The organism is Streptomyces sp. NPDC001852, from assembly GCF_042891825.1.
Lineage (GTDB): Bacteria > Actinomycetota > Actinomycetes > Streptomycetales > Streptomycetaceae > Streptomyces.
Window position 1 is genome coordinate 378,645 of sequence record NZ_JBIATN010000005.1, and the last position, 24,854, is coordinate 403,498.

Here is a 24,854-nt window from a genome sequence, read left to right on the forward strand (position 1 = left end):
GGAAGCGCGGGTGCCGCGCCGATCGGTGTGGACGGCCGGGTGTGCGGGCCTCGGCGGCGGCATGTGCGGCCGCAGCCACGGACCTCGGAGCGCCGCTGCGGGACCTGCCCGCGGGGTGAGCTGCTGCGCTGCCGCCCCGGCGACCGGGCTCGGATCCTGGTGCACAACCGGAAAATCCCCCGAAGGCTCCCGCCGCCCCCGGAGGGGCGTTTCAGGTCCCCGGCACGCCGGCGGCCTCGAGGTCCGGCTCCGGCTCTGCGCCGGGCGCCGACGCGTCGCTCAGGCCGAGGCGGAGGTGTTCGACGTGGTACAGGGCCTGGTCGAGGAGTGCGGCGACATGGTTGTCGTAGAGGGCGTAGATCACCGAGCGGCCCTTGCGGGTGCCGGTGACCAGGCCGAGGTTGCGCAGCAGCCGCAGCTGGTGCGAGCAGGCTGACTGCTCCATGCCCACCTCGGCGGCCAGCTCGGTCGCCGGCAGGGGCCCTTCGCGCAGGCGGGCCAGGATGAGCAGGCGGGAGGGGGTGGCCAGGGCCTGGAGGGTGGTGGCGACCTTGGCGGCGCCGGCCGCGTCCAGACGCGTACGCGGAACGTTGCTGGCAGACGGTGCGGCTCCGTGACCCATGCGCCCATGGTACGCCGCGCCATGAACGCATGAATCGATGTTCATTCGTTCCTGTTACGGTGGTGGCGTCGGACGCTGACCGCCCACCGTGTGCGTAAGGACCCGTTTCTGATGTCTTCCACCCTCATTCGCCCCGTCCCCGCCGGCGACGCCGTGCGGGACGAGGTGGCGCCCGGGCGTCGTACGAGGATCTCCACGCTGCCGGAGGCCCGCTGGGCGGCTGCGGCCCTGGCGCTGTTCCTGATCGCCCTTCCGCTGTACCTGCTGGGAGCGCCGGCATGGGCATGGGGAACGCTGTTCGCCCTCACCTACGCCAGCGGGGGCTGGGAGCCCGGCTGGGCGGGCCTGAAGGAACTCAGGGGCGGGACGCTCGACGTGGACCTGCTCATGGTTGTCGCGGCGCTGGGCGCGGCCGCGATCGGGCAGGTGCTGGACGGCGCCCTGCTGATCGTCATCTTCGCCACCTCCGGTGCGCTGGAGGCGATCGCCACCGCCCGCACCGCGGACTCGGTGCGCGGCCTGCTGGACCTGGCCCCCGCGACCGCGACCCGCCTCGGCGACGACGGCGGCGAGGAGACGGTGCCGACCGGGCAACTGAGCGTGGGCGACGTCGTATTGGTGCGGCCCGGGGAGCGGATCGGCGCGGACGGCCGGGTGCTGGACGGGACGAGCGAGGTCGACCAGGCCACCATCACCGGCGAGCCGCTGCCGGTGGCGAAGGAGACCGGGGACGAGGTGTTCGCCGGCACCCTGAACGGCACCGGTGCGCTGCGCGTCGAGGTCGAGCGCGACGCCTCCGACTCGGTGATCGCCCGGATCGTGGCCATGGTGGAGGAGGCGTCCGGGACCAAGGCGCCGACGCAGTTGTTCATCGAGAAGGTCGAGCAGCGCTACAGCCTGGGCATGGTCGCCGCGACCGTGGCGCTGTTCGTGCTGCCGCTGGTCTTCGGGGCGGCTCTGCGGCCGACGCTGCTGCGCGCGATGACCTTCATGATCGTCGCCTCGCCGTGCGCGGTGGTGCTGGCCACCATGCCGCCGCTGCTGTCGGCGATCGCCAACGCCGGACGCCACGGAGTGCTTGTCAAGTCCGCGGTGGCCATGGAGCGGCTCGGACAGGTCGACGCGGTGGCGCTGGACAAGACCGGCACCCTGACCGAGGGCACTCCGCGGGTGACGGAGATCCGTCCGCTGGCCGGCTCCGGTCTGGACGAGGACGGGCTGTTGCGGCTCGCGGCGGCGGCCGAGCATCCCAGCGAGCACCCGTTGGCCCGCGCCGTGGTGGCCGCCGCCCGCGGCCGCGACCTGGACATCCCGCCCGTGGCGGACTTCGGCTCCGCACCGGGCAGTGGGGTGCGGGCCACCGTCGAGGGCAGGCCGGTCGCGGTCGGCAGCCCCGCCCGGCTGCTGAACGCGCCTGCCGGGCACCCCGCCGGCGTGGTGGCCGGCCGGCTGGAGGACGAGGGCCGTACCGCTGTCGTGGTCGAGGTCGACGGGATCCCGGTCGGGGTGCTGGGGATCGCCGACCGGCTGCGCGAGGATGCCGCCGCCACCGTCACCGCCCTGGCCGTGCTCACCGGCAGTGCGCCGGTGCTGGTCACCGGCGACAACCCGCGCGCCGCCGCCCGCCTCGCGCAGGAGGCCGGCATCACCGACGTGCGCGCCGGGCTCCTGCCGCAGGACAAGGTCGCCGCGGTCAGGGACCTGGAGCGGGCCGGGCGCAGGGTGCTCGTGGTGGGCGACGGGGTCAACGACGCCCCGGCACTGGCCGCCGCCCACACCGGGATCGCCATGGGCCGGGCCGGCTCCGACCTCGCCCTGGAGACCGCCGACGCCGTCGTGGTCCGCGATGAGCTGGCCACCATTCCCACCGCCTTGAACCTGTCCCGCAGGGCCCGGCGGCTGGTGGTGCAGAACCTGGTCGTCGCCGGGGCGTTCATCACCGGCCTGGTCGTCTGGGACCTCGCCGGAACCCTGCCGCTGCCGCTCGGTGTGGCCGGGCACGAGGGCTCCACCGTGATCGTCGGCCTCAACGGTCTGCGCCTGCTGGCGGACGCCGCCTGGCGCCGCGCCCGCGTCGGGACCGCCCGGTGAGCCGCCGCCGACCCGACCCCGCGAGCCCTGCGGCTGCCCGCGGCGAAGCCGCCCCCGCGAGCCGTACGGCGGCCGGCTGCACCGTCACCGTCTGCCGCGGCTGCTGCTGCGGTACGGCGAAGATCCCCGGACTGGACCACGCCGCCCAGCTCGACCGGCTCCGCCGGGCGCTCGCACGGATCGCGCAGGTGCGCGTGACCGGCTGCCTGGACGCCTGCGAGCACGCCAACGTCATCGTCGTCCAGCCCTCGGCCGCCGGTCGTGCGGCCGGTGGCCGGCCGGTGTGGCTGGGCCTGGTCAACGACACCGACGCCGTGGACGACATCGCGGCCTGGGCGGAAGCCGGCGGCCCGGGTCTGGCCGACCCGCCCGGTGTCCTCGACCTGTACGCCTTCACCCCCTCACGGCGCGTCCGCCGAGCCGTCGAGCCATGACCCGCCCGGTCCGCGGCCGCGTGGCGTCAGTCGTGCGGCGGCAGGTGGCCGATCTGGTGGTCGGCGATGTTGAGCGCCTCGTCGACCAGGCGGCGCAGATGCCCGTGCCGCAGGGCGTACACGACCCGGCGCCCCTCCTTCCGGGTGGTCACGAGCCCGGCCAGGCGCAGCCGGGCCAGATGCTGGCTGACCGAGGTCCGGGTGGCATCGGTCGCCCCGGTCAGCGTGGTGACGTCGGCCTCCCCCTCGCCGAGCCGCCGCAGCAGAGCCAGTCGGGTGCGGTCGGCGAGCAGGCCGAGGACCTCGACGGCGACCGCGAGGCGTTCACCCTCGTCCGCTTGTTGCGAGGGGTGCGCACCTGATAGATGCATGCGTGCGTTCATGTGCACATAATGAGGGAGCAGCAGTCCGGCGTCCACCTCCGGCCAGCCCGCCGTCCGCGAAAGGTGCACCGTGAACGAGCAGACCCACACCCACGAGCCGTACGGGCACCACCACGACGACCACCATCACGGCGACCGCGGGCACGTGCATGACCATGAGCACCCCCACCCCCACCCTCACCCTCACGCAGGCGGGCGGTGGTCGAAGGTGCGCCACCAGCTCGCGCACCTGGTCACTCCGCACAGCCACGAGGCGCTGGACAAGATCGACTCCGCGATGGAGACCTCCCGCGAGGGCATGCGCACGCTCTGGCTGTCGCTCGCCGTCCTCGGGGCGACCACCGTGGTCCAGGCGGCGATCGTGGCCGTGTCCGGGTCGGTCGCACTGCTGGGCGACACCATCCACAACGCGGCCGACGCGCTCACCACCGTACCTCTCGGCATCGCGTTCGTCCTCGGACGTCGGGCGGCCGATCGCCGCTACACCTACGGATACGGTCGTGCCGAGGACCTGGCCGGCATCGCCGTCGTGCTGACCATCGCCGCCTCCTCCGCGCTGGCCGCCTACGAGGCCGTCGACCGCCTGCTGCACCCTCGCGACGTCGGCCATGTGTGGGCCGTCGCCCTCGCCGCGCTGGCCGGCTTCCTCGGCAACGAGTGGGTGGCCCGCCACCGCATCCGCACCGGCCGCAGGATCGGCTCCGCCGCGCTGGTCGCCGACGGACTGCACGCCCGCACCGACGGCTTCACCTCCCTCGCCGTCCTGCTCGGCGCCGGGGGCGCCGCCCTCGGCCTGCGCTGGGCCGACCCGGTCGTCGGGCTGCTGATCACCGCCGCGATCCTCATGGTGCTGGGGGACGCCGCCCGCGAGGTCTACCGGCGCCTGATGGACTCGGTCGACCCCGCCCTGATCGACCTCGCCGAGCGGGCCCTGCACACCGTCGAGGGCGTCGAGCGGGTCGGCTCGGTGCGGATGCGCTGGATCGGCCACTGCCTGCGCGCCGAGACCGACATCGTCGTCGACCCGCGGCTGAGCGTCGCCCGGGCCCACGCCATCGCTGTCGAGGCCGAACACGCCCTGATCCACGGGGTGCCCCGGCTGACCGCCGCCACCGTGCACACGGACCCGCACCCCAGCCCCGGCATCGGCGACCCCCACGAGCCCCTCAGGCACCACGCCACCCGCTGAGCCCCCGGGGCAGGCCCGGTCGTACGGGCGGGCGCAGACGTTGGTGATCCACCGGACGCAACGCGGCTCGGACGCGGCCGATTGCGGTGTTCCTTCACTTGTCCGTTCTGCTGCCCGCTCGTCGTCGGCGTGTCCGCCGCGTCAGTGTCTCCCGGGGGAGCAGGTCACCGGGCAGCAGGCGGAGCGCGAGTGCGGCGGCGACGGCGTAGAGCAGTGCCGAGCCCAGGGCGACGGTGTGGAAGCCGTGCACGAAGTGCGCGCCGCTACCGGGCCGGCCGGCGATGGCACCGGCCACCGCGATGCCGATCGCGCCGCCGGCCTGGCGTGCGGTGTTGTTGATGGCCGAGGCGAGACCGGAGCGTTCGCCGGGCACGGCGGCGATCGCCGCCGCGACGACGGCGGGCGTCAGCAGACCCAGCCCGACGCCCCACAGCAGGAACGCGGGCAGCAGGGCGCCGTAGCCCGACGCCGGTGTCACCCGGGTCAGCAGCGCCAGCCCGGCCGCGGCGAGGAGCAGCCCGGCCCCGGCCGGCAGGCGGGCCCCGATCCGGCTGGTCAGCCGCCCGCCGAACGGCGCCAGCACGGCCAGCGGCGCGAACAGCGGAACGATCGCCAGGCCCGCCTCCAGCGGTGGGCGATGCTGGAGCGACTGCAGGAACAGCATCAGGACGAACAGCGTGCCCAGGGTGCCCAGGTTCATCGTCCCCGCCGCCGTGTTCGCCACGGCGAAGCCCGGGCGCCGGAACAGCCCCAGCGGCAGCATGGCCCGGTCCCCGCGGTGCCGTTCGACGAGGACCAGCGCGACGAGTGCTGCCAGGGCCACCACCGCGGTCGCGACGACCGCCGCCGATCCGGCGCCGGAGCGCCCGGCCTGGATGAACGCGAACGTCGTCGCCAGCAACAGCAGGCTGCCCGCCAGCAGTCCGGGCAGATCGAGACTCCTGGCCCGCGGCTCCCTGCTCTCCCGGACGACCGCCCCGGCCCAGACCAGGGCCGGCAGCACGATCGGCACGTTGAGGAGGAAGATCGAACGCCAGCCGAAGCCGTCGACCAGCGCCCCGCCCAGCAGGGGTCCCGCGGGCAGGGCCAGGCTGCCGATGCCCGCCCACACGCCGATCGCCTTCGCCTGCCCGGCACCCTCGGGGAAGGCGTCACTGATGATCGCCAGCGTTCCGGGCAGCAGCAGCGCCGCTCCGACTCCTTGTACGACGCGGGCGGCGACCAGCACCGCCACGCCGGGGGCCAGGCCGCAGGCGAGCGAGCCCGCCCCGAAGACCGCCAGTCCGACCAGCACGATGCGTTTGTGGCCGTGCAGATCACCCAGTGTGCCGGCGGTCAGCATCAGCGACGCCAGCGCCAGCGCATAGCCGTCGACCACCCACTGCAGTCCGCTCACGTCGGCGCCGAGCCCGGAGCCGATCCGCGGCAGCGCGACGTTCACGATCGTCACGTCGAGCAGCACCAGGAAGTAGCCGGCACACATCACGACCAGTACGGTGCGCGAGCCGGCTTTCCCGGCCCGGGGCACCGTACGCCGCAACAGACTCACAGCCGCACCGGCCACCGGGGCCGCGTACCCCCGGGAGACGCATCGATTCCCGGGAGTCCGGTCTCTCCGGGGCGAGCGGCGTGCAGGGAATCGGGGCTCCTGGGTCCGGTCAGCCCGACAGGGCCCGGTCGTCCGGTTGGGCCCCGTGCCGGGCGCGAGTTCTCGGAATGAGGGAGCCCCGTCACTGTGCCAAGCTGGAGTTGATCACGAGGACCACACGCCCTGGCGCCATGTCCGAAGGCGGGTGAGTGCAGATGACCTCGAGCTCCGCCGACGCCCCCGCCCCCCGGCCGGCCGGTACCGGCAACGGGCCTGCCGTCTCCCGCGAGGAGTTCGACGCGCTCTTCGAGGCGGTCCGGACCTGGGGTCGCTGGGCCCCGGCCGACCGCGGCGCCTGGAACCGGGTGACCGCGGACCGGGTGCGGCGGGCCACGGCCGCGGTGCGGTCCGGGACGGTCGTCCCGCTGGCGCTGCCCTGGAACACCCGGCCCGGCCCCGACAACCGCACGCCCGCGCTGCATCACATGACCGACCTCGGTGACGTGGAGGGCCCCGAACCCTCCGCCCGCAAGGACTTCATCGCCGCCGACTACCACGGCAAGGGCATCACGCATCTCGACGCCCTGTGCCACATCGCCTACCGGGGGCGGCTCTACGACGGCCGGAGGGCCGGTGACGTCGTCGACAGTGCGGGCGCCCGCTTCGGAGCGGTGTCGGCTCTCGGGCCCCTGGTCACGAGGGGGGTGCTCCTCGACCTCCCCGCCGTGCTCGGGATCCGCTGGCTGGAGCCGGGACGAGCGGTCCGGGCGGAGGACATCGCCGTCGCGGAGAGGGCGCTCGATGTGACCATCGGCGAGGGCGACGCGGTGCTGCTGCGCTCGGGACATGTCCGGCGTCGCGCTGAGCTCGGCGCCTGGGACCCCGACACGGCGAGCGCGGGCTTCCACGTGGACGCCGTACCGCTGCTGGCCGAGCGCGGCATCGTGTTGCTCGGCGGTGACGGCGACAGCGATGTGCGGCCCTCGCCGGTGAAGGGCGTGCACTCGCCGGTCCATGCCCTGGCTCTGGCCGCGATGGGGGTGCCGCTGCTGGACAACCTCGACCTGGAGGGCCTGTCCGCCGCGAGCGCGGAGGCCCGGCGGTATGAGTTCCTGCTGGTCGTGGCTCCGCTGAACATCCCCGGCGGGACGGGCTCACCCGTCAACCCGGTGGCGGTCCTGTGAGCCGGGCGTCGGCCGGTCGTCGGCGGTGAAGAAGCTTCCGATCCATGACTTATGTGGCTGAATTTCCGTATCCTCATCTATGCCAGATTGTTTCGAAAAGCGGACTATCGTGAGCGCGGGTGAGCGAAGCGTGGTTCGGTCCGGCGGGGCACTGATACCGACGGGGCGTGCGACAGACGGCACGGGGCCCGTCCGTTCGCGTGAGCGGTTCCTGGAGGGCGAGCCGGTCGAAGCGGGCGTACGTGCGTCCATCTCGAACTCCTGGCAGCGCTGCCGGTTGCTGGGGCTCTCGCCGGACCAGGCCGACCTCCCCTTCCGGGAGGACTTCGATCCGGACGCACGGATCGTCCGGGCGGCCGTGCCGGTGCTCGACCGGCTGCAGTACAGGTTCAGCGGCAGCCGGATGAACCTCTCCGTCGCCGATGCCGGCGGCACCGTCCTCGTGCGCCGTTTCGGAGAGGCGTCCCTGGCCAGAAGCCTCCCGGCGATCCAGCGCGAGCCGGGATTCGTGTTCGCCGAGCAGGTCGCCGGCACCAACGGCATCGGTCTCGCAGTGGCGGAGCGGCAACTCGTCCGGGTCTACGGTGCCGAGCACTTCGCCGAGCGCTCCCAGGCAAGCGCCTGCCGGGCACTGCCGGTCCGCGACCCGCTCAGCGGCCGCATCGAAGGCATCCTGTGCTTCGGCTATCCCCGCACCTGCGATGACCCCGCACTGGACACCGTGATCCGCAAGGCGGCCCGGGCCATCGAACGGCGGCTGCTGTGGCAGAGTTCCGCGCGCGAGCGCGCTCTGCTGCGGGCGTACCTGGACACCGAGGTCGAAGCCGCCGTCGCCCCTCACCACACCGTCGGGTTGGACGAACTGGCCCTCGGGCAGCATCCGCGCGACCGCGCGATCCTCATGGAGAAGGCCACCGAACTGCTCTCCTGCGCGCAGCGGGCCGCTGTCCACGTCGCCCTCTCCGGCGGCCGGCGGGTCACGCTGCTGAGCCGTCCGATGAGGGGTGCCGCCGGGGTGGAGGGCCTGGCCGTCGAGGCCGTCCTGGCAGGCCCCGCACCACGAGAACCCCTCGCCGCCCCAGGGCAGGTGTCCGAGCTGCCGGGCCTCCTGGCCGGGCCTGCCGCCTCCCGTGGCGTCCTGCCGTCCGGGGCCGGCGTCGGAGCCGCACCCGGTCGGACTCCGGTGAGAGGGCTCGTGCTGGTGGGGGAGCCGCAGGTGGGGCGGTACGCCCTCGCCGCACGCCGCCGCCTGGAGCTGCTGTGCGAGACCAGTACGCGCATCGGCACCACCCTGGACGTGCGCCGCACCGCCCAGGAACTGGCGGAGACCGCGGTGCCGCAACTCGCCGACTACGTCACGATCGACCTGCCGGAGGCCGTACTGCGCGGAGAGGAGTCCGCCCATCCGTACGGAGACCTGCGCCGTACCGTCGTCCACGGCGTCCGCGACGACTGTCCCTTCCACCCGGTCGGCAAACAGGCCGACTACGGCCCGACCACGCCGCAGCTGCGCTGCCTGACCAGTGGGCGGGCGGTGCTGGAACCGGACCTGAAGACCGCAGCGGGCTGGCTCGCGCACGACCCCGAGCACACCGCGGAACTGCTGGCCCACGTCCACTCCCTCATCGCGGTCCCTCTGGTGGCCCGCGGTGTCGTGCTGGGCGTCGCCGCCTTCTACCGAGGCCGGGACCCCGCCCCCTTCGGCGACGACGACCGTTCGCTGGCCCAGGAACTCGCCACCCGTGCGGCCCTGTCCATCGACAACGCCCGGCGCTACACCCGCGAACGCACCATGGTCCTGGCGCTGCAGCGCAGCCTGCTCCCGCAGGGACTGCCCGACCAGGACGCCGTCGAGGTCGCCCACCGCTATCTGCCCGCCGAGTCCGACGTCGGCGGGGACTGGTACGACGTCATCCCCCTCTCCGGCACCCGTATCGGCCTCATGGTCGGGGACGTCGTCGGCCACGGCATGCTCTCCGCCGCCACCATGGGCCGGCTGCGCACCGCCGCACGTAGCTTCGCCGAGCTGGACTTCCCCCCGGACGAGGTCCTCACCCACCTCGACAACCTGGTGGGACGCCTGGACCGGGAGGAGCCCGCCGCCGGGGAATCGGGCATCATCGGCGCGACCTGCCTGTACGCCATCTACGACCCGACCGCCCAGCAGTGCACCATGGCCCGCGCCGGGCACCCTCCCCCCGCGCTGGTCCTCCCCGACGGCACGGTGTCCTTCCCCGAACTGCCCGACGGGCCTCCGCTCGGCCTCGGCGGTCTGCCCTTCGAGGCCGCCGAGATGGACGTGCCCGGGGGCAGCCGGCTGGTCCTCTACACCGACGGGCTCATCGAGGACCGCCACCGCGACGTCGACGTGGTCCTCGACCGGCTGCGCGGGGCCCTGGCCCACCCGGAGCGCACACCCGAGGAGACCTGTCAGGTGGTCCTGAACACCGTGGCCCCCGCCCATCCCTGCGACGACATCGCGCTGCTCGTCGCCCGTACCCGTCCCCTGAACCCCGACCGGATCGCCGCCTGGGACCTGCCCGCCGACCCGGCCCGCGTCAGCGAAGTGCGCGCCTCGGCCATGCGGAAGCTGGCCGACTGGGGACTCGACGAGGCCGCGTTCGCCGCCGAGCTGTTGCTCAGCGAACTGGTCACCAACGCCATCCGCCACGGCTGCGGACCCATCCGCGTGCGGCTGATCCGCGACCGGAAACTCATCTGCGAGGTCTCCGACACCAGCAACACCGCCCCGCACCTGCGCCGGGCCGCCACCACCGACGAGGGCGGCCGGGGCCTGTTCCTCGTCGCGCAGCTGGCCCAGAGCTGGGGCACCCGCTACCTCCCGCAGGGCAAGGTCATCTGGGCCGAATGCGGCCTCGACGGCGCATGAGAGCGGCGGCGCCGCTGACCCGTTGGTGTCACAGCGGGCGGCAAATGTCTGAAATGCCATAACTCTGCCCACTAGGATCACTGGCGAAAGCCGGGAAGAAATCGCCAGGCCGACCCCCGGAGATGTCCGTGCACGACCCTCCCGACACCTCTGCGGAACCCCTGGTCCGCATCCGCGGGCTCGCCAAGCGCTTCGGCGGCACCCGCGCGCTGGACGGGGTCGACCTCGACGTCCACGCGGGCAGCGTCCTCGCCCTCCTCGGCCCCAACGGAGCCGGGAAGTCCACGCTGATCAAGGTGCTGGCCGGCGTCCACCGGGCCGACGCGGGACGGATCACGGTGGACGGGCACCCGCTCGGGAGTCCCGCCGCCTCCAGGCGCATGTCCTTCATCCACCAGGACCTCGGTCTCGTGGAGTGGATGACGGTCGCCGAGAACATCGCCCTGAGCACCGGCTACCCCCGCCGCGCCGGACTGATCTCCTGGCGGCGCACCCGGGAGCGCTGCACCGGCGCCCTGCGGCTCGTCGCCGGACACCTCGACCCCGACGCGCCGATCGCGCAGCTCGCCCCGGCCGAGCGCTCGCTGGTCGCCATCGCCCGGGCCCTGGCCGCGCGGTCGCACCTCATCGTCCTGGACGAGCCGACGGCCCGCCTCCCCGCCTCGGACTGTGCCCGCCTCTTCCGCGTACTGCACACCCTGCGCGACCGGGGGCACGGCGTTCTCTACGTCAGCCACCGCCTGGACGAGGTGTACGAGGTCGCCGATGCCTTCGCCGTCCTGCGCGACGGCCGCCTCGTCAGCCACGGCCCGCTCGCGGGTCACGGCGCCGACCGTCTGGTGCGTGACATCGTCGGCGAGGAACCGATCCGCCACCGCCCCGCCGCCGTCCCCGCCGGCGGCCCCGCCGTCCTGTCCCTCGACGGCGCACGGACCGCCGGGACGGGACCGGTCGACCTGGCACTCGGGGCCGGGGAGGTGCTGGGCCTGGTCGGCCTCTCCGGCGCCGGGCACACGGACCTGGGCAGGGCCCTCGCCGGTACCCGGCCCTTCCTCGCCGGCCGGGTGCTCCTCGACGGGCGGCCGTACCGCCCTCGCACCGTCGCCGACGCCGTGCGCCTCGGTGTCGGCCTCGTGCCCGGCGACAGACTGGGGGAGGGCTGCGCCGCCGCGCTGACGGTACGGGAGAACCTCCTGGCCAACCCGCGCGCGGAAGGCGTCGGTGCGTTGCACTGGATCGCGCCCCGCCGCGAACGCGCCGAGGCGGCCCGCCTGATCGAGAGGTTCTCGGTGCGTCCCCGCGACAGCGAGGCCCCCCTCGCCACGCTGTCCGGCGGAAACCAGCAGAAGGTGATGATCGGCCGGTGGCTCCGGGTGGGCCTGCGGCTGCTGATCCTGGAGGAGCCGACCGCGAGCGTGGACATCGGAGCCAAGGCCGCCCTCTACCGCCTGCTCGACGAGGCGTTGGCCGGCGGCCTTGCGGTGCTGCTCGTCTCCACGGACTTCGAGGAGGTCGCGGGCGTGTGCCGGCGCGCCCTGGTGTTCGTCCGCGGATCCGTGACGGCCGAGCTGAGCGGTCCGGGCCTCACGGCCGCCGGCCTCACCCGGGCGGCCTCGGCCATGCCGGCCTCCGGAACCGCGACGGACTCATGACCGCCCCGCCCTCCTCCTCGTCCCCGCCCCGGCCGCACCGGCGGACCCCCACCGGACACCTCGTCAGCGCCTACGGCCTCCTGGCCCTCACCGCCCTGCTCTTCCTGGTCTTCTCACTCCTCCTGCCGCGTACGTTCCCCACGCGGGACACCGTCGACTCGATCCTGTCCAGCCAGTCGATCCCGGCCGTCCTCGCGCTCGCCGCCACGGTCCCCGTCGTGACCGGCGCGTTCGACCTCTCCATCGGCTACGGCCTCGGCCTCGCCCACGTCATGGCGATGCAGCTCATCGTCATCGAGGGGTGGTCCTGGCCCTGGGCCTGCCTCGTGGTGATCATCGGAGGGGTGGTCGTGGGCGCCCTCAACGGTGTCGTCGTCGAGTTCGGCCGGATCGACTCCTTCATCGCCACCCTCGGGACCGGCAGCATGCTGTACGCCGTGACCGGCTGGGTCACCGGCGGCGGCCGGATCGTCCCCGGTCCGCAAGGGCTCCCCGCCGCCTTCACCGATCTCTACGACGCAAGGTTCCTCGGCCTCCCGGTTCCCGCCTTCTACGTGCTCGCCCTCGCCGTCGCTCTCTGGCTCGTGCTGGAACGGCTGCCGCTCGGCCGGTACCTCTACGTCGTCGGCTCCAACCCGCGCGCCGCCGACCTCGTCGGCATCCCGACCCGCAAGTACACCGTCTACGCGTTCGCCGCATCGGGCCTGATCGTCGGCTGCGCCGGCGTCCTGCTCGCGTCCCAGCAGCAGATCGGCAATCCGAGCGTCGGCCTGGACTATCTGCTGCCCGCCTTCGTGGGCGCCCTCCTCGGCTCCACCGCGATCAAACCCGGCCAGCCCAACGCCCTGGGCACGCTCGTCGCCGTCGCCGTGCTCGCCGTCGGACTCACCGGTATCGGCCAGATGGGCGCCGACTTCTGGACGATCCCCCTGTTCTACGGCGGCACCCTCCTGCTCGCCGTCGGCCTGGCCGGCTACTCCGCCCGCCGCCTGCGGACCGGGGCCGACGCGCCCCCCGTACCCCCGCAGCCGCCGCCCCCGGCGCGGGACGGCGGGACGGCGGCCACCCCTCCATGACCACGCCACGCGCCCCGCCTCCGCACCCCGGCCGCGTCCTCCCGCTCAACCCTCCGCGAGGAGCTCCCGTGCACCGCAACCGCAAGGCCGTCCCCGGCGTCGCCAGAGCGCGAACCGCCACCATCGCCCTGCTCGCAGCGGCAACCGCCCTCGCCGGCTGCGAAGGCGGCTCGTCCCACGGACCCGGGGTCTCGGCCACGGGCCCGGGCGGCTGCCCCGCGGTCCAGGCCGGGGCCCGGACGGCCGTCACCCGGGCGGAGAGGACCGACGTCCCCTGGAACGGGCCGACCAGTGGCCCCGCGGCGGTGTCGGGCAGGACGATCGTCTACGTCGCCCAGACCATGACCAACCCCGGAGTAGCAGGCGCCGCGCAGGGCGTACGGGAGGCCGCGAGGGTCATCGGCTGGAAGGTCCGGGTGATCGACGGCGAGGGCACCCCGGCCGGCATCCAGGCGGCACTGGGCGAGGCCGTGGACCTCAGGCCCTCGGGCATCGTCATCGGCGGCTTCGACCCCGGCTCGACCGCGCAGCAGGTCGCGCGGGCCGACGCGGCGCGCATCCCGGTCATCGGCTGGCACGCGGTCGCCTCCCCCGGCCCCAGCGCGCGGCCCAGGCTCTTCACCAACGTCACCACCAGCGTCGAGGACGTGGCCGCGATCAGCGCGCAGTGGGTCGTCTCGCGGTCCCGGGGCCACGCCGGGGTCGTCCTCTTCACCGACGCCTCGATCCCCTTCGCCAGACACAAGTCCGACCTGATCAGGAAGGGTCTGGCCGCCTGTCCGGGCGTGCGGCTGCTGGCCTACGAGAACATCCCGATCCCCGACGCGGGCAGCCGCACCCCCAGGGAGGTCTCCTCCCTCCTCTCCCGCTTCGGGACCAGCTGGACCTACTCCGTCGCCATCAACGACCTGTACTTCGCCGACGCCGCCCCCGCCTTCCGCGCGGCCGGAAAGCAGGGCTCCGGCCCGCCCTTCAACATCGGCGCCGGTGACGGCGACCCGTCCGCCTTCCAGCGCATCGACGGCAGGCAGTACCAGGCGGCCACCGTGCCCGAACCGCTGTCGCTGCAGGGATGGCAGATCGTCGACGAGTTCAATCGCGCCTTCTCCGGCCGCACGGCCAGCGGCTACGTCGCCCCTGTCCACATCTCCACGGCCGCCAACAGCGAAGGGGCCACGACCTGGGACCCGTCGGGCTACCGAGAGGCGTACCGGAGGATCTGGGGCAAGTGAGCGACGTACGACGACAGACGGTGACGGTGGGCGTCGACCTGGCCGCCCGTGCCCGCCGCACGGCCGTGTGCCGGGTGGTCTGGGGATCCGGAGACGGTCCGACGGCGGAGTTCGTCGTGCCCGAGGGGGACGAGCAGTTGCTCGCCGTGGTCCGGGCAGCCGACAAGACCGGGCTCGACTGCCCGCTCGGCTGGCCGTCGAGCTTCGTGGCCACGGTTCTGGCCCACCACCAGGGCGTACGGCTGCCGCGCCCCGCCCGGTTCGGGGAGCGCGCCGACGGCAGGCCCGGCCTGGACGCGTTGCGGTTCCGGCTGACCGACGACCTCACCTGGAAGGCGACCTCGACGCGCCCGCCCCTGTCGGTGTCCACCGACCTGCTGGGTGTCGTGGCGCTGCGAGCGGCCCATCTCCTGGACGCGCTCGAGGCGTCGGGCGTCCCGGTGCCGAGGGACGGCTCCGGGCCGGTCGCCGAGGTGTATCCCGCCGCCGCGCTCAGCCGGTGGGGCATCCGCCTGACCCGCAGCTACAAGACCGCCGCACCGGAGGCGCACGCCCTCAGGGAGCAGATCCTCCGTTCCATCGAGGCGGGTCTGGGGTCGGCTCTGCCAGAGGCGGTGCGTGCGCGGTGCGCCGTCAGCCACGACCATCTCGACGCCCTGGTCTGTGCCCTGGTCGCCCGCGCCGTCCTGGTCGGGGACACGCTGTGGCCGCGCTCTGCGGACGAACGGTCGGCCGCCCTGCAGGAGGGCTGGATCCACCTGCCCGGCCCGGACCTCGCCACCCTCCGCGGCTGACCGTCTCAGGCGCCCCGGCAGCGCATGCCGCCACCGACTTCGGCCCGGTCGCACTCGCCCAGCTCCCACCGGGATCCACGCACTGGCCGGTGAGGTCGGGCGGGTGCTGCTGTCGGGTGGCCTGTTCGTTCACACCGTGCGCCACATCGGCGACGCCCACTTCGGGACCGGCACGCACCTCGGTGTGTCTCACTCTCCGTCGATGTGGGGCCGGAGCTCCACCGTGAGGGCCGCGTCCTCGGGGCCGGTGCCCTCCTCGTCCTCCCAGACGAGCACGCGCACGTGCGACTGGCCGGTGCCGCTCATCCTCCAGTCGCTCACCAGGTCGGTGACGACCAGGGCGGCCACGTACTCGGCGTTCTCGGCCGGGTCGTCGGTGGCGACGGTCCCGCGCCACCGGTCGGGGTCGTCCCCGTAGGGGCGCCAGCCGGCCGAGCCGTGCGGCTCGTCGACCCGGTACACCCAGTTCATGTCGGTGCCCATGGCACCGATCCTTTCACCGTGGCGAGAAGGGCGCGGTGTCACGGACCGCTCGGACTGCCGGCGAGGGCGCCGGTGTTCTTGACGATCACGGTGTCGCCGGCCCGGCTGAAATCGTAGAAGCGGCGGGCGTCCCGGGTGCTCAGGTGGATGCAGCCGTGGGAAATGTCGGCCCGGCCGATGGCCTGGTCCCAGGGTGCCGCGTGGACGAACACGCCGGAGCTGGTCAGGCGCACAGCCCAGTGGACCGTGAGGACGTAGTAATCGGGATGACGCGGATCGCATGTGATGTGCGCGCTGCACGAGGTCATCTTGATGACCGCATCCTTGCCCAGCACATGGAACGTTCCGGACGGCGTGTCGAAGCCGGGCCGTCCGAAGCCCGCGGTGAAGGTCATCACCGTCCGACCGTGATCGGTGACGGTCATCCGATGGGTCGCCGCGTCGATCGTCGAGACGTGACCCGCCGAGGCCGCCCGGGCGGGGCCGGCGCCCAGCGTCAGGACGGCCGCGACGGCACCGGTCAGGACGAGCCGGACGGCGTCGCGAAGGCGCGGGCGTGGGACTCCGTGCCGGTGGGCCACTTCTGATCACCGCCGCTCCGTGCAGACCAGCATGTTCTGAGGACCTCCGCCGCATCGAGGCGGCGCGACCCGTCTCTGCGGGTTTCCACGCACCGAAGCGCTCAACCGGCCGACCCGAGAACCGGCCGACCACGAGCAGGTCGCCCGGCGGCTCAGCGCACCCGACCCCGCGGTCTCAGTGACACGGCCGGAAGCTCGGGCGCCGTCAACCGGTCCCCGTCGTAGCCCTTCACCTCGCCGAAACGGGGCCCCTTCATCCAGTCTTCGCGGGCCTGCTCGATCTCGGTCTGGGTGCGGGCCAGGAAGTTCCGCCACATATCGAAGTCCGTCGCTGTTTCCCCAGGTCAGTGGCCTGCGCGACTGCTCTTGGTCAGCAAAAGGCCAGCACCGGTCGCGAGGACCGAATGATGCGGTTCCCCGTGGCACCCCGGATCAGCAGGGTGCCGACCGCCGGCCCCAGCACAGGGCTCAGCGCCACCCGTCCAAGCATCGATCCGTTCGGCTTCCGCACAGTTTGCTCCCGCCAGAACTCCACAGCACTCAAGTGGTTGCGGAGCCGACGGCACTTGAGTCGCGGTTGAGCCGCCTCGTCCGGCCCCATGCCACACTCGGCCCATGCTCCACAGGCGTGCTGATCAATTTCTGATCGAACGGACAAAACAAATTCGCAGGGGCCTCATGGGGACCCCGTTGGTTCCCCTGGCGGACGAGCAGTGCGACATCGTCGCCAAGCTGGAATTCTGCAATCCCGCCGGAAGTACCAAGGACCGTTCGGCACTGTGGATTCTGGAACGAGCGGTCGGCCGAGGGGAGATAACGCACGACACCACGGTGGTCGAATCGTCGTCCGGCAATTTTGCGCTGGCTCTTGCTTTCTACTGCCGTATGCTCGGCCTGTCGTTCGTTCCGGTCATCGATCCGAACTGCAACGAGGCCACAGAGGCCCAACTCCGTTTACTGTGCGAGCGGGTGGAGAAGGTCACCGTCCGTGACACGGCGGGCAGCTACCTGAAGTCCCGGCTGTCCCGGGTGCAGGAACTGCTGGGCGACCTCGAGTCGGCGTACTGGCCCAACCAGTACGCCAATCCGGATGCCCGTGACGCGCACTACCGCTTCACCGCGGCTGAACTGATCGCGCAGGCGGGCCCGCTCGACTACCTCTTCGTCGGTGTGGGCACGGGCGGCACGATCGCCGGGCTCTCCCACCGGATCAAGGAGACGTACCCGCGCTGCGTGATCGTCGCCGTCGACACCGAAGGCTCGGTGATCTTCGGAGGGCCGCCGAAGAAACGGCGTATCCCCGGCATCGGCTCCAGCATCGTGCCTCCGCTGTGCGGCGAGGCGCTGATCGACCAGGTCGAGATCGTCTCCGAGGTGCGCGCCGTCGAGGCATGCGGTGTCCTGGTCGCCAAGTACGGTCTCCACGCGGGCGGTTCGACCGGCAGCAGTTATGCCGCCGTCCAGGACCACTTCGCTCGCCACCGTCCCGGCGCACGCCGTCCCCGGGTCGCCTTCATCGCCGCCGACCGCGGCCAGGCCTACGCCCAGACCGTCTACAACCCCGCGTGGGTCCGGCAGCTGCGCTCGGAAGCGGTCAAGGCCTCCGGCGTCGAAGCCCTGGCCGTCAACTGAAGGAGAAGCACTCCGTGTCCACCCTGGCTCCACCGCCCATGACCGTCATCGGCGCGGGCGACATCGCCGCCGAGACGGACGCCCACCGTCCGGAGCTCCTCGAGGTCGTCCGTGCCGCCTACCTCGCGCACGACGCCGGACAGAGCTCGAACCCGCACAGCTCGTTCCTGCGCTTCCCGCACCAGAGCCGATCGCGCATCATCTCCCTGCCCGCTTATCTGGGTGGCGAGTTCGAGGTCGCCGGCAACAAGTGGATCGCCAGCTTTCCGGACAACACGAAGCAGGGAATCCCGCGCGCCTCGGCCACGCTGATCCTCAACGACTGCGCTACCGGCTACCCGTTCGCCTGCATGGAGTCCTCGATCGTCTCGGCGACGCGGACGGCGGCCTCGGCGGTGCTCGGTGCGCAGACGCTGCTGGGTGCGCGTCGTGCCCGCCGGGTCGGCATCGTGGGCACGGGTCTGATCGCCCAGCACGTATGGCGGTTCCTGCGTGATCTCGACTGGGAGATCGACGCCTTCCGGCTCTTCGACCTCGACCCGGCGGCCGCGAACCGCTTCGGTGCCGTCCTGGCCGAGCACACCAAGGCCGAGATCGTGGTCGCCGACACGGTGGAGGACGCGTTCACCGACTGCGACCTGGTGTTGCTGGCCACCGTGGCCGGCGAGCCGCACCTGCACGACCCCGGGCTGCTGGCCCACAACCCGGTCGTCCTGCACCTGTCCCTGCGCGACCTGGCCCCCGAGATGATCCTCGCTGCCCAGAACGTCACCGACGACGTCGACCACGCCGTACGCGAGCGCACCTCGCTGCACCTGACCGAACAGCGCACCGGAAAACGGGACTTCGTCGACGGCACCCTCGGCGACCTGCTGCGCGGGCGGTTGCGCCGGGACCAGGGGCGCCCGGCGATCTTCTCGCCGTTCGGACTCGGCGTACTGGACCTCGCCGTCGGCAAGTGGGTGCACGACCGGGTCGTCGCCGCGGGCAGGGGCCACCGCGAGAGCGACTTCTTCACCGGTGTGGGGGTCTGACACATGAGCGCCTCACCCGCACCGGGTCCCGCCGGCGACCGGTACGTCGTCGTGGTGAACCACGAGGACCAGTACTCGGTCTGGTTCGCCGACCGTGCCCTGCCCGCCGGCTGGACCGCCACCGGTGCGCAGGGCACCCGCCAGGAGTGCTTGGACCACATAGAGCAGGTGTGGACCGATCTGGCCCCGCGCTCCGTACGGGCGTCCCGATGACGGACCCTGGCCTCGCAGCGTCCTGGCTGCGCGGGCTCGGCAGCCGTGAACTCACCGCGCGACGACGCCTGTTCGTCTTCCCGCACGCCGGAGCCGGCGCTTCCTCCTACCGGCTGGCGGCGTACCTGCCGGACACCGTGGAAGTCTGTACGGTCCAGTTGCCCGGCCGGGAGAACCGTTTCACCGATCCGGCCCTGACGTCCATGGACGAAGCCGTGGCCGCGCTGGCGCCGCTCATCGCGGAACACACGGATCAGCCGTACGCCTTCTTCGGCCACAGCATGGGCTCCCTGATCGCCTTCGAAACGGCCCGGCAGCTGCGCCGGCTCGGCACGCGCCTGCCCGACCGCCTGTTCCTGTCGGGCATGCGCGCCCCCGGCCTGCCGGACCGCGACCCGCGGCACACGCTGCCGGACGACGAGCTGCTCGCCACAGCCGAGTTCGACGACCTGGACGCCGAGTTGCGGGAGCTGCTGCTGCCCATGCTGCGCGCGGACCTGACGCTGTGCGAGACGTACACACACCGGACCGAGGCACCCCTGCCCTGCCCCCTGACCGTTCTCGCCGGCTCGGACGACGACAGCGTCGACGAGGCGGAGCTCGACGGCTGGCGCGAGCACACCTCGGCCGACTTCGAACTGCACCTGTTCCCGGGTGCCCCCCACCTGTATGTGCGCGGCGCGGAACGACAGCTGGCGGAGACGATCACACGCGCCTTCCCCGCACGGGGCTGAGAAAGGATCCGTTCATGGCGCCGACCACCCTGGTCGCACTGTGGGAGCGGCAGGCAGCCGCGACCCCCGACGCGATCGCCGTCGTCGCGGGAGCACATCGCGCGACCTACGCCGACGTGGACCGCCGGGCCACGGCACTCGCCGCCGAGCTGCAGGCACGTGGCATCGGACCGGAAATGCTGGTCGGCGTCTGCCTCGACCGCTCGGTGGAGATGGTCGTGGCCCTGCTCGGCGTCCTGAAGTCGGGTGCCGCGTACCTGCCCCTCGACCCCGGCTACCCAGCCGACCGGCTGCGGCACATGACCACCGACGCGGGGGCCGCGCTGTGGCTGTGCGACGCGGACGGCCGCGCGCAGGCCCTGGCGTCCGGCGTGAGGGACGTCCTGCTGGTCGAGGAGTTCCCCTCGGAACCCGGCGTACCCGTGACCCGGGTGGCGCATCCGCACCACCTGGCCTACGTCATCTACACCTCCGGATCGACCGGCCTGCCCAAGGGCGTGGCCGTCGACCACGCGGCGATCACCTCGTTCCTGCGCAGTGTGGGCGAACGCCCCGGCCTCGGGGCGCACGACCGGGTCCTCGCACTGACCCCGCTGTCGTTCGACATCTCCGTACTGGAGCTGTTCCTGCCGCTGACCCGGGGGGCGACGGTGGTGATGGCCCCGCGCGCCGCCAACACCGACCCCGAGCTGCTGGCCGCCACCATCGCCGAGGCGGGTGTGAGCGTCGTCCAGGCGACCCCGACCACCTGGCGGATGTTGCTGGCGTCCGGCTGGACCGACGGGCACGGCCGGATACTGCTGTCGGGCGGGGAACCGCTCGATCCGCCGCTGGCCCGCGACCTGCTCGCCACCGGCGGCACCCTGTGGAACCTGTACGGGCCGACCGAGGCGACGGTGTGGGCCACCGCGGCCCGTGTCGACGCCGTGACCGACCGGGTCACGGTCGGCACGGCCCTTTCCCACATCCGGCTGCACGTCGTGGACGAGGGTGGACGGGAGGCCGGCCCGGGAGTCACCGGCGAGCTGTGGATCGGTGGCGCGGGTGTGGCGCGCGGCTACCTCAACCGGCCCGCGCTGACCGCCGACCGGTTCGTGCCCGACCCGTTCGGGGACGCTTCCGGGCGCCTGTACCGGACCGGCGACCTCGCCCGGTGGTCCGACGACGGCACCCTCGAGGTGCTGGGCCGTAACGACCACCAGGTCAAGCTGCGCGGTTTCCGCATCGAGCTCGGCGAGATCGAGGCCTGTGTGCGCAGTCATCCCCTCGTCACGGACGCGGTGGTGGTCGTCGACCCTGATGCAGCGGGCGGCGACCAGTTGGTGGCGTACCTCGTGCCCGCGCACGACGCGCGGAACTCGTCCGACGGCCTGCCCCGCCAGGTCCGTGACCATCTCGCACGGCGGCTTCCCGCCCACATGGTGGCCCAAGGCTACGCGGTGCTCGCCGCCCTCCCTCGGACGCCCGCGGGCAAGGCCGACCGCGGCGCCGTGCGTCGGATCCCCTACAGCCCGGTGAGGGGAGGCGGCCCGGTACTCGACGATGCCCTGCTGCCGCCGCACACCACGGCGGTGCGCCGGGTGTGGGCCGAAGTGCTCGGGCTCGACGACGTGTCCCCGTACGACGACTTCTTCGGCCTGGGCGGCCAGTCGCTCACCGCGTTACGGGCCGTGGCCCGGCTGCGTGCCGAGCTCGGCGTACCGGTCGACGCCCAGTCCGTCTTCGCCCATCCGACACCCGCCGCGCTCGCCGCCGCCCTGGACGACCTGGCCCCGTCGGACGACGAGCCGATCCCCCCGGCCGCGACCGCCGAACTCTCCTTCGGCCAGGAGCGGATCTGGTTCTTCGAGCAACTGAACGACTCGGTGCCCGCGTACCATCTGCCGGTCGTCCTCGGCATGCCCGGCGGCACACGCTTCGACCTGACGTTGCTGCAGAACTGCCTGACCGCGCTGGTGCGAAGGCACCCGGCGCTGCGCACGGCCGTCGTAGCCGTCGCAGGCCGGGGCCTGCCCGAACCGCATGAGCCGGGACCGGTGCCGCTGCGCCGCATCGAGGTCGCCGAAGAGGACCTGGACGCGCTGCTGACCGAGCGGATCCGCGCCCCCTTCGCCCTCGGGCGGCCACCGCTGCTGCGCGCGGACGTGCTGGGCACCCGTAGTCGTGACCTCCTGTTGCTGACGTTTCATCACATAGCCTGTGACGGAACCTCGATCGACCTGATGGTGCGGGAACTGGGTGAGCTTTACACGGAGCTCGCCGCCGGCCGTCGCCCCGACCCGGCACGGCTGCCTGCGACGTACGCCGACTACGCGGCCTGGCAGCGCGAGCGACTCACCGGTGCCGAGCTGGAGCGGCTGCTCACCCACTGGCGCACCCGGCTGTCCGGAGTGCCCGTCCTGGAGCTGCCCACGAGCCGCCCCCGGCCGGCCGTCGCGAGCCACCGCGGTCGCCGCGAACTGCTCTGCGTCCCGGCCGACTTGGCTCAGCGACTGCGCACCCTGTGCCGGGCCGAGGGCGTCACGCTGTTCATGGGTCTGCTGGCCCCGTTGCAGGTGCTGCTCGGTCGGTACGCCGACGAGAGCGATGTCGCCGTGGGCACCCTGACAGGCGGCCGGCCACGCGCCGAACTGGACGATGTGGTCGGCTATTTCGTGAACACCGTCGTTCTGCGCACCGACCTGTCCGGCGACCCGACCTGGCGCGAGCTGCTCGGCCGGGTCCGCGAGGTCGCACGGCAGGCGTACGCGCACCAGGAGCTGCCCTTCGAGAAGCTGGTGGCGGAGCTGAGCCCTGAGCGCGACCTGAGCCGCAATCCGCTCTTCCAGGTGCTCTTCGCCCTGCACGAGGAGCCGAAGGCAGGTCACCTGCCCGAACTGTACGACCGCAAGGAACTGGAGGGACGGCTCGGCACCGCCCGCTTCGACCTCGCCCTCGACGTGACGGACCACGCCACCGGGGCCGGTGACCTCAGCATCTCCGTCGAGTACGCCACCGACCTGTTCGACGCGGACTTCGCGCGGGGCCTCGGCCGGCACTTCCTGCGGGTGATCGAGCAGATGGTCTCCGACGCCACCTCCCGACTGTCCGAACTGGAGATCGTCTCGGCCGACGAGCTGCGTGCCGTCTCCCTCGGCAACCGTGCCGAGCCGCTGCCCGAGCCGACCACCCTGGTCCGCCTGTGGGACCGCCAGGTGCGGACGACCCCGGACGCGGTCTGCGTCGTGGGCGACGGCCGGTCGCTGACGTTCGCCGAGATCGACGCGCGGGCCGGCGCGCTGGCCCGGGAGCTGCGTGCCAGGGGAGTGCGTCCCGAAACCCTGGTCGCGGTCTGTCTGGAACGCTCGGTGGAGCTGGTGGTCGCCCTGCTCGGCGTGCTGAAGGCGGGCGGCGCCTATGTGCCGCTCGACCCCGGTTACCCGACGGACCGGCTGCGGTACCTGCTCGCCGACTCGGGCGTACACCTGGTCGTCGCCGACCCGGAGCACCCCACCTCGGTCCTGTTCAGCGACGGCGTCCGGCTCGTGGCGGTGGACGAGGAGCCCGGAGCGGACCCCGGGCCGGCCGAGGAGGCACAGCCGCACCACCTCGCCTACGTGATCTACACGTCCGGCTCGACCGGCAACCCCAAGGGTGTGGCGATCACCCACGCCAACATCACCGGGTTCCTGGAGTGGAACCAGCGGCTGTGCCGACTCAGCGGGCGGGACCGGGCCCTGCTCAACCACTCGGTGGCGTTCGACAACTCGGTTTGGGAGATCTTCCAGTGCCTGCTGTCCGGCGCCGAACTGCACCTGGCGAGCCCCACCGCCGCCTACGATCCCGAGGAGTTCCTGCGGGAAGTCGCCGAGCGCGGCATCACCACGCTCAACGCGACGCCCTCGCAGATGCGGATCCTGCTGGAGTCCGGTACGGATCCCGCTTCGCGACTCGCCTCCGTACGCCTGGTGTTCACCGGGGCCGAGGCCGTGCCGCACGACGTCGCCCGCCGCATCCTGTCTTCCACGGCGCCGGGATGTCAGGTCTTCAACGAGTACGGGCCCACGGAAGCGACCGTCACCTCGGCGTACTGCCCGATCACCGAGGAGTCGCTCGATCGGCACAGCCATCTCCCGAGCGTCCCGTTCGGCCGGGCGACGGACAACGCGCACCTCTACGTGCTGGACCAGCGCCTGCGCCCGGTCGTCCCGGGCTGTCGCGGGGAGCTGTACGTCGGCGGCAGTGCCGTCGGTCGCGGCTATCTCGGCAAGCCGGCCCGCACGGCCGCGGCGTACCTGCCCGACCCGTATGCCGCGGAGCCCGGCGCCCGCATGTACGCCACGGGTGATGTGGTCCGGCTGCTGCCCGACGGGAATCTGGTCTTTCTCGGCCGCAACGACCACCAGGTCAAGGTGCGCGGCTTTCGCATCGAGCTCGGGGAGATCGAGGCCGCGCTCCAGAGCCACCCCGCCCTGGCCGACTGCGTGGTGGCCGTGCGCCGAGCCGGCACCGGTGCGGACCAGCTGGCGGCCTATCTGATCCCCGACCTCCCCGACCGACCCGCCCCTGACCCGGCGGAACTGCGCGCCCACCTGGCGGAGCGGCTTCCGCCGTACATGCTGCCGCAGAGCTATACCGTGATCGGCGAGATCCCCCTCACCCCGAACGGCAAGGTCGACCGGAACGCACTGCCCGACCCACGCCCGGTGCCCGACCAGGCGCAGGCCACCCGCCGGAACCTCACCAAACAGCAGCTCCTCGTCGCCGACGTGTGGCGGGAGTGCCTGGGCGTCGAGGACGACTTCGGCCCACAGGACGGCTTCTTCGACGTCGGTGGCTCCTCGTTGACCATCACCATGGTCGCGAGCCGCCTCGGCGAGCGGCTCGGACGCCGGGTCCCGCCGGTCCTCCTGTTCAGCAACCCCACCGTTGCGGGTCTCGCAGAGGCCTTGGAGGCGGAGGCGCGGCAATGGGCAGCGCCAGACGGCACCGGCGTCGTTCCGGTCGACTCCCGTACTCAGGGGCACGCACCGAAGCGGGGCTCCTGAACCGCGGCCGCAACG

General features: G+C 72.7%; 20 protein-coding genes and 1 pseudogene. 15 read left to right on the top strand and 6 right to left on the bottom strand.

The window, feature by feature from the left end; all coding sequences use genetic code 11:
- Positions 1 to 211: 211 nt before the first annotated feature.
- Positions 212 to 622 (bottom strand): metalloregulator ArsR/SmtB family transcription factor, encoded by a 411-nt coding sequence (locus ACFYZB_RS11960; protein ID WP_351208531.1) that lies wholly within the window; start codon positions 620 to 622, stop codon positions 212 to 214.
- 111 nt (positions 623 to 733) lie between these two features.
- On the opposite strand from ACFYZB_RS11960, the gene ACFYZB_RS11965 reads away from it, so the two are divergent.
- Together ACFYZB_RS11965 and ACFYZB_RS11970 are read left to right on the top strand one after the other, a co-directional pair.
- The gene (locus ACFYZB_RS11965) at positions 734 to 2,713 is read left to right on the top strand and encodes a heavy metal translocating P-type ATPase (RefSeq protein WP_388757341.1); all 1,980 of its coding nucleotides are present in this window, start codon (positions 734 to 736) and stop codon (positions 2,711 to 2,713) included.
- On the top strand, positions 2,680 to 3,147 hold the full coding sequence (locus tag ACFYZB_RS11970; protein ID WP_388757453.1) for a (2Fe-2S) ferredoxin domain-containing protein: 468 nt from the start codon (positions 2,680 to 2,682) through the stop codon (positions 3,145 to 3,147). Before ACFYZB_RS11965 ends, ACFYZB_RS11970 begins: the two co-directional genes overlap by 34 nt.
- Positions 3,148 to 3,173: 26 nt before the next feature.
- Here ACFYZB_RS11970 and ACFYZB_RS11975 read toward each other — a convergent pair whose 3' ends face one another.
- A complete protein-coding gene (locus ACFYZB_RS11975) occupies positions 3,174 to 3,530 on the bottom strand; it encodes a metalloregulator ArsR/SmtB family transcription factor (protein ID WP_351609681.1) in 357 nt (118 codons plus the stop codon).
- A gap of 70 nt (positions 3,531 to 3,600) precedes the next feature.
- On the opposite strand from ACFYZB_RS11975, the gene ACFYZB_RS11980 reads away from it, so the two are divergent.
- Complete coding sequence (locus ACFYZB_RS11980) at positions 3,601 to 4,719, top strand: cation diffusion facilitator family transporter (RefSeq protein WP_388757345.1); 1,119 nt, start codon at positions 3,601 to 3,603, stop codon at positions 4,717 to 4,719.
- 94 nt (positions 4,720 to 4,813) lie between these two features.
- Here ACFYZB_RS11980 and ACFYZB_RS11985 read toward each other — a convergent pair whose 3' ends face one another.
- Positions 4,814 to 6,268: an MFS transporter gene (locus ACFYZB_RS11985; RefSeq protein WP_388757348.1), complete on the bottom strand. Its 1,455-nt coding sequence runs from the start codon at positions 6,266 to 6,268 to the stop codon at positions 4,814 to 4,816.
- A gap of 254 nt (positions 6,269 to 6,522) precedes the next feature.
- On the opposite strand from ACFYZB_RS11985, the gene ACFYZB_RS11990 reads away from it, so the two are divergent.
- From ACFYZB_RS11990 to ACFYZB_RS12015, 6 genes are all read left to right on the top strand, one after another.
- Positions 6,523 to 7,491, top strand: coding sequence for a cyclase family protein (locus ACFYZB_RS11990; RefSeq protein ID WP_388757351.1), 969 nt, complete (start codon positions 6,523 to 6,525; stop codon positions 7,489 to 7,491).
- Positions 7,492 to 7,621: 130 nt separating this feature from the next.
- Complete coding sequence (locus ACFYZB_RS11995; RefSeq protein ID WP_388757354.1) at positions 7,622 to 10,381, top strand: SpoIIE family protein phosphatase; 2,760 nt, start codon at positions 7,622 to 7,624, stop codon at positions 10,379 to 10,381.
- Positions 10,382 to 10,503: 122 nt separating this feature from the next.
- Positions 10,504 to 12,033 carry a sugar ABC transporter ATP-binding protein gene (locus ACFYZB_RS12000; RefSeq protein ID WP_388757357.1) on the top strand — a complete coding sequence of 510 codons (1,530 nt, stop codon included), beginning with the start codon at positions 10,504 to 10,506 and terminating at the stop codon, positions 12,031 to 12,033.
- Positions 12,030 to 13,109: an ABC transporter permease gene (locus tag ACFYZB_RS12005; protein WP_388757359.1), complete on the top strand. Its 1,080-nt coding sequence runs from the start codon at positions 12,030 to 12,032 to the stop codon at positions 13,107 to 13,109. Before ACFYZB_RS12000 ends, ACFYZB_RS12005 begins: the two co-directional genes overlap by 4 nt.
- A 68-nt stretch (positions 13,110 to 13,177) precedes the next feature.
- Positions 13,178 to 14,341, top strand: coding sequence for a substrate-binding domain-containing protein (locus ACFYZB_RS12010; protein ID WP_388757362.1), 1,164 nt, complete (start codon positions 13,178 to 13,180; stop codon positions 14,339 to 14,341).
- Positions 14,338 to 15,135 (top strand): DUF429 domain-containing protein, encoded by a 798-nt coding sequence (locus ACFYZB_RS12015; RefSeq protein WP_388757365.1) that lies wholly within the window; start codon positions 14,338 to 14,340, stop codon positions 15,133 to 15,135. The genes ACFYZB_RS12010 and ACFYZB_RS12015 overlap by 4 nt, the downstream gene beginning before the upstream one ends.
- A 189-nt stretch (positions 15,136 to 15,324) precedes the next feature.
- Here ACFYZB_RS12015 and ACFYZB_RS12020 read toward each other — a convergent pair whose 3' ends face one another.
- Positions 15,325 to 15,618, bottom strand: coding sequence for a hypothetical protein (locus ACFYZB_RS12020; protein ID WP_388757367.1), 294 nt, complete (start codon positions 15,616 to 15,618; stop codon positions 15,325 to 15,327).
- A gap of 38 nt (positions 15,619 to 15,656) precedes the next feature.
- The gene (locus ACFYZB_RS12025; RefSeq protein ID WP_388757455.1) at positions 15,657 to 16,118 is read right to left on the bottom strand and encodes a L,D-transpeptidase; all 462 of its coding nucleotides are present in this window, start codon (positions 16,116 to 16,118) and stop codon (positions 15,657 to 15,659) included.
- Between ACFYZB_RS12025 and ACFYZB_RS12030 the strand changes: the two genes are divergently transcribed.
- Positions 16,074 to 16,205 (top strand): hypothetical protein, encoded by a 132-nt coding sequence (locus ACFYZB_RS12030; protein ID WP_388757467.1) that lies wholly within the window; start codon positions 16,074 to 16,076, stop codon positions 16,203 to 16,205. The two genes, ACFYZB_RS12025 and ACFYZB_RS12030, sit on opposite strands and share 45 nt — an antisense overlap.
- 146 nt (positions 16,206 to 16,351) lie before the next feature.
- Here ACFYZB_RS12030 and ACFYZB_RS12035 read toward each other — a convergent pair.
- Positions 16,352 to 16,501: pseudogene (locus ACFYZB_RS12035) on the bottom strand (pirin family protein); the annotation flags it as partial.
- Positions 16,502 to 16,877: 376 nt separating this feature from the next.
- Here ACFYZB_RS12035 and sbnA point away from each other — a divergent pair.
- The 5 genes from sbnA to ACFYZB_RS12060 are packed head-to-tail and all read left to right on the top strand — an operon-like array spanning position 16,878 to position 24,839.
- Positions 16,878 to 17,831, top strand: a complete 954-nt coding sequence (sbnA, locus tag ACFYZB_RS12040) for a 2,3-diaminopropionate biosynthesis protein SbnA (protein WP_388757369.1) — start codon at positions 16,878 to 16,880, stop codon at positions 17,829 to 17,831.
- A gap of 38 nt (positions 17,832 to 17,869) precedes the next feature.
- Positions 17,870 to 18,865 carry a 2,3-diaminopropionate biosynthesis protein SbnB gene (gene sbnB / locus ACFYZB_RS12045; RefSeq protein WP_388757458.1) on the top strand — a complete coding sequence of 332 codons (996 nt, stop codon included), beginning with the start codon at positions 17,870 to 17,872 and terminating at the stop codon, positions 18,863 to 18,865.
- A gap of 3 nt (positions 18,866 to 18,868) precedes the next feature.
- Positions 18,869 to 19,078, top strand: coding sequence for an MbtH family protein (locus tag ACFYZB_RS12050; protein WP_351208546.1), 210 nt, complete (start codon positions 18,869 to 18,871; stop codon positions 19,076 to 19,078).
- Positions 19,075 to 19,812: a thioesterase II family protein gene (locus ACFYZB_RS12055; protein ID WP_388757371.1), complete on the top strand. Its 738-nt coding sequence runs from the start codon at positions 19,075 to 19,077 to the stop codon at positions 19,810 to 19,812. Before ACFYZB_RS12050 ends, ACFYZB_RS12055 begins: the two co-directional genes overlap by 4 nt.
- Before the next feature lie 14 nt (positions 19,813 to 19,826).
- Positions 19,827 to 24,839 (top strand): amino acid adenylation domain-containing protein, encoded by a 5,013-nt coding sequence (locus ACFYZB_RS12060; protein WP_388757374.1) that lies wholly within the window; start codon positions 19,827 to 19,829, stop codon positions 24,837 to 24,839.
- Positions 24,840 to 24,854 lie beyond the last annotated feature (15 nt).

Coding starts and splice junctions, on each gene's coding strand:
- sbnA (WP_388757369.1), top strand. CDS start 16,878: ATGGGGACCCCGTTGGTTCCCCTGGCGGACGAGCAGTGCGACATCGTC.
- ACFYZB_RS12060 (WP_388757374.1), top strand. CDS start 19,827: ATGGCGCCGACCACCCTGGTCGCACTGTGGGAGCGGCAGGCAGCCGCG.
- sbnB (WP_388757458.1), top strand. CDS start 17,870: ATGACCGTCATCGGCGCGGGCGACATCGCCGCCGAGACGGACGCCCAC.
- ACFYZB_RS11975 (WP_351609681.1), bottom strand. CDS start 3,530: ATGAACGCACGCATGCATCTATCAGGTGCGCACCCCTCGCAACAAGCG.
- ACFYZB_RS12055 (WP_388757371.1), top strand. CDS start 19,075: ATGACGGACCCTGGCCTCGCAGCGTCCTGGCTGCGCGGGCTCGGCAGC.
- ACFYZB_RS12005 (WP_388757359.1), top strand. CDS start 12,030: ATGACCGCCCCGCCCTCCTCCTCGTCCCCGCCCCGGCCGCACCGGCGG.
- ACFYZB_RS11965 (WP_388757341.1), top strand. CDS start 734: ATGTCTTCCACCCTCATTCGCCCCGTCCCCGCCGGCGACGCCGTGCGG.
- ACFYZB_RS11990 (WP_388757351.1), top strand. CDS start 6,523: ATGACCTCGAGCTCCGCCGACGCCCCCGCCCCCCGGCCGGCCGGTACC.
- ACFYZB_RS12050 (WP_351208546.1), top strand. CDS start 18,869: ATGAGCGCCTCACCCGCACCGGGTCCCGCCGGCGACCGGTACGTCGTC.
- ACFYZB_RS11960 (WP_351208531.1), bottom strand. CDS start 622: ATGGGTCACGGAGCCGCACCGTCTGCCAGCAACGTTCCGCGTACGCGT.
- ACFYZB_RS12000 (WP_388757357.1), top strand. CDS start 10,504: ATGTCCGTGCACGACCCTCCCGACACCTCTGCGGAACCCCTGGTCCGC.
- ACFYZB_RS12020 (WP_388757367.1), bottom strand. CDS start 15,618: ATGGGCACCGACATGAACTGGGTGTACCGGGTCGACGAGCCGCACGGC.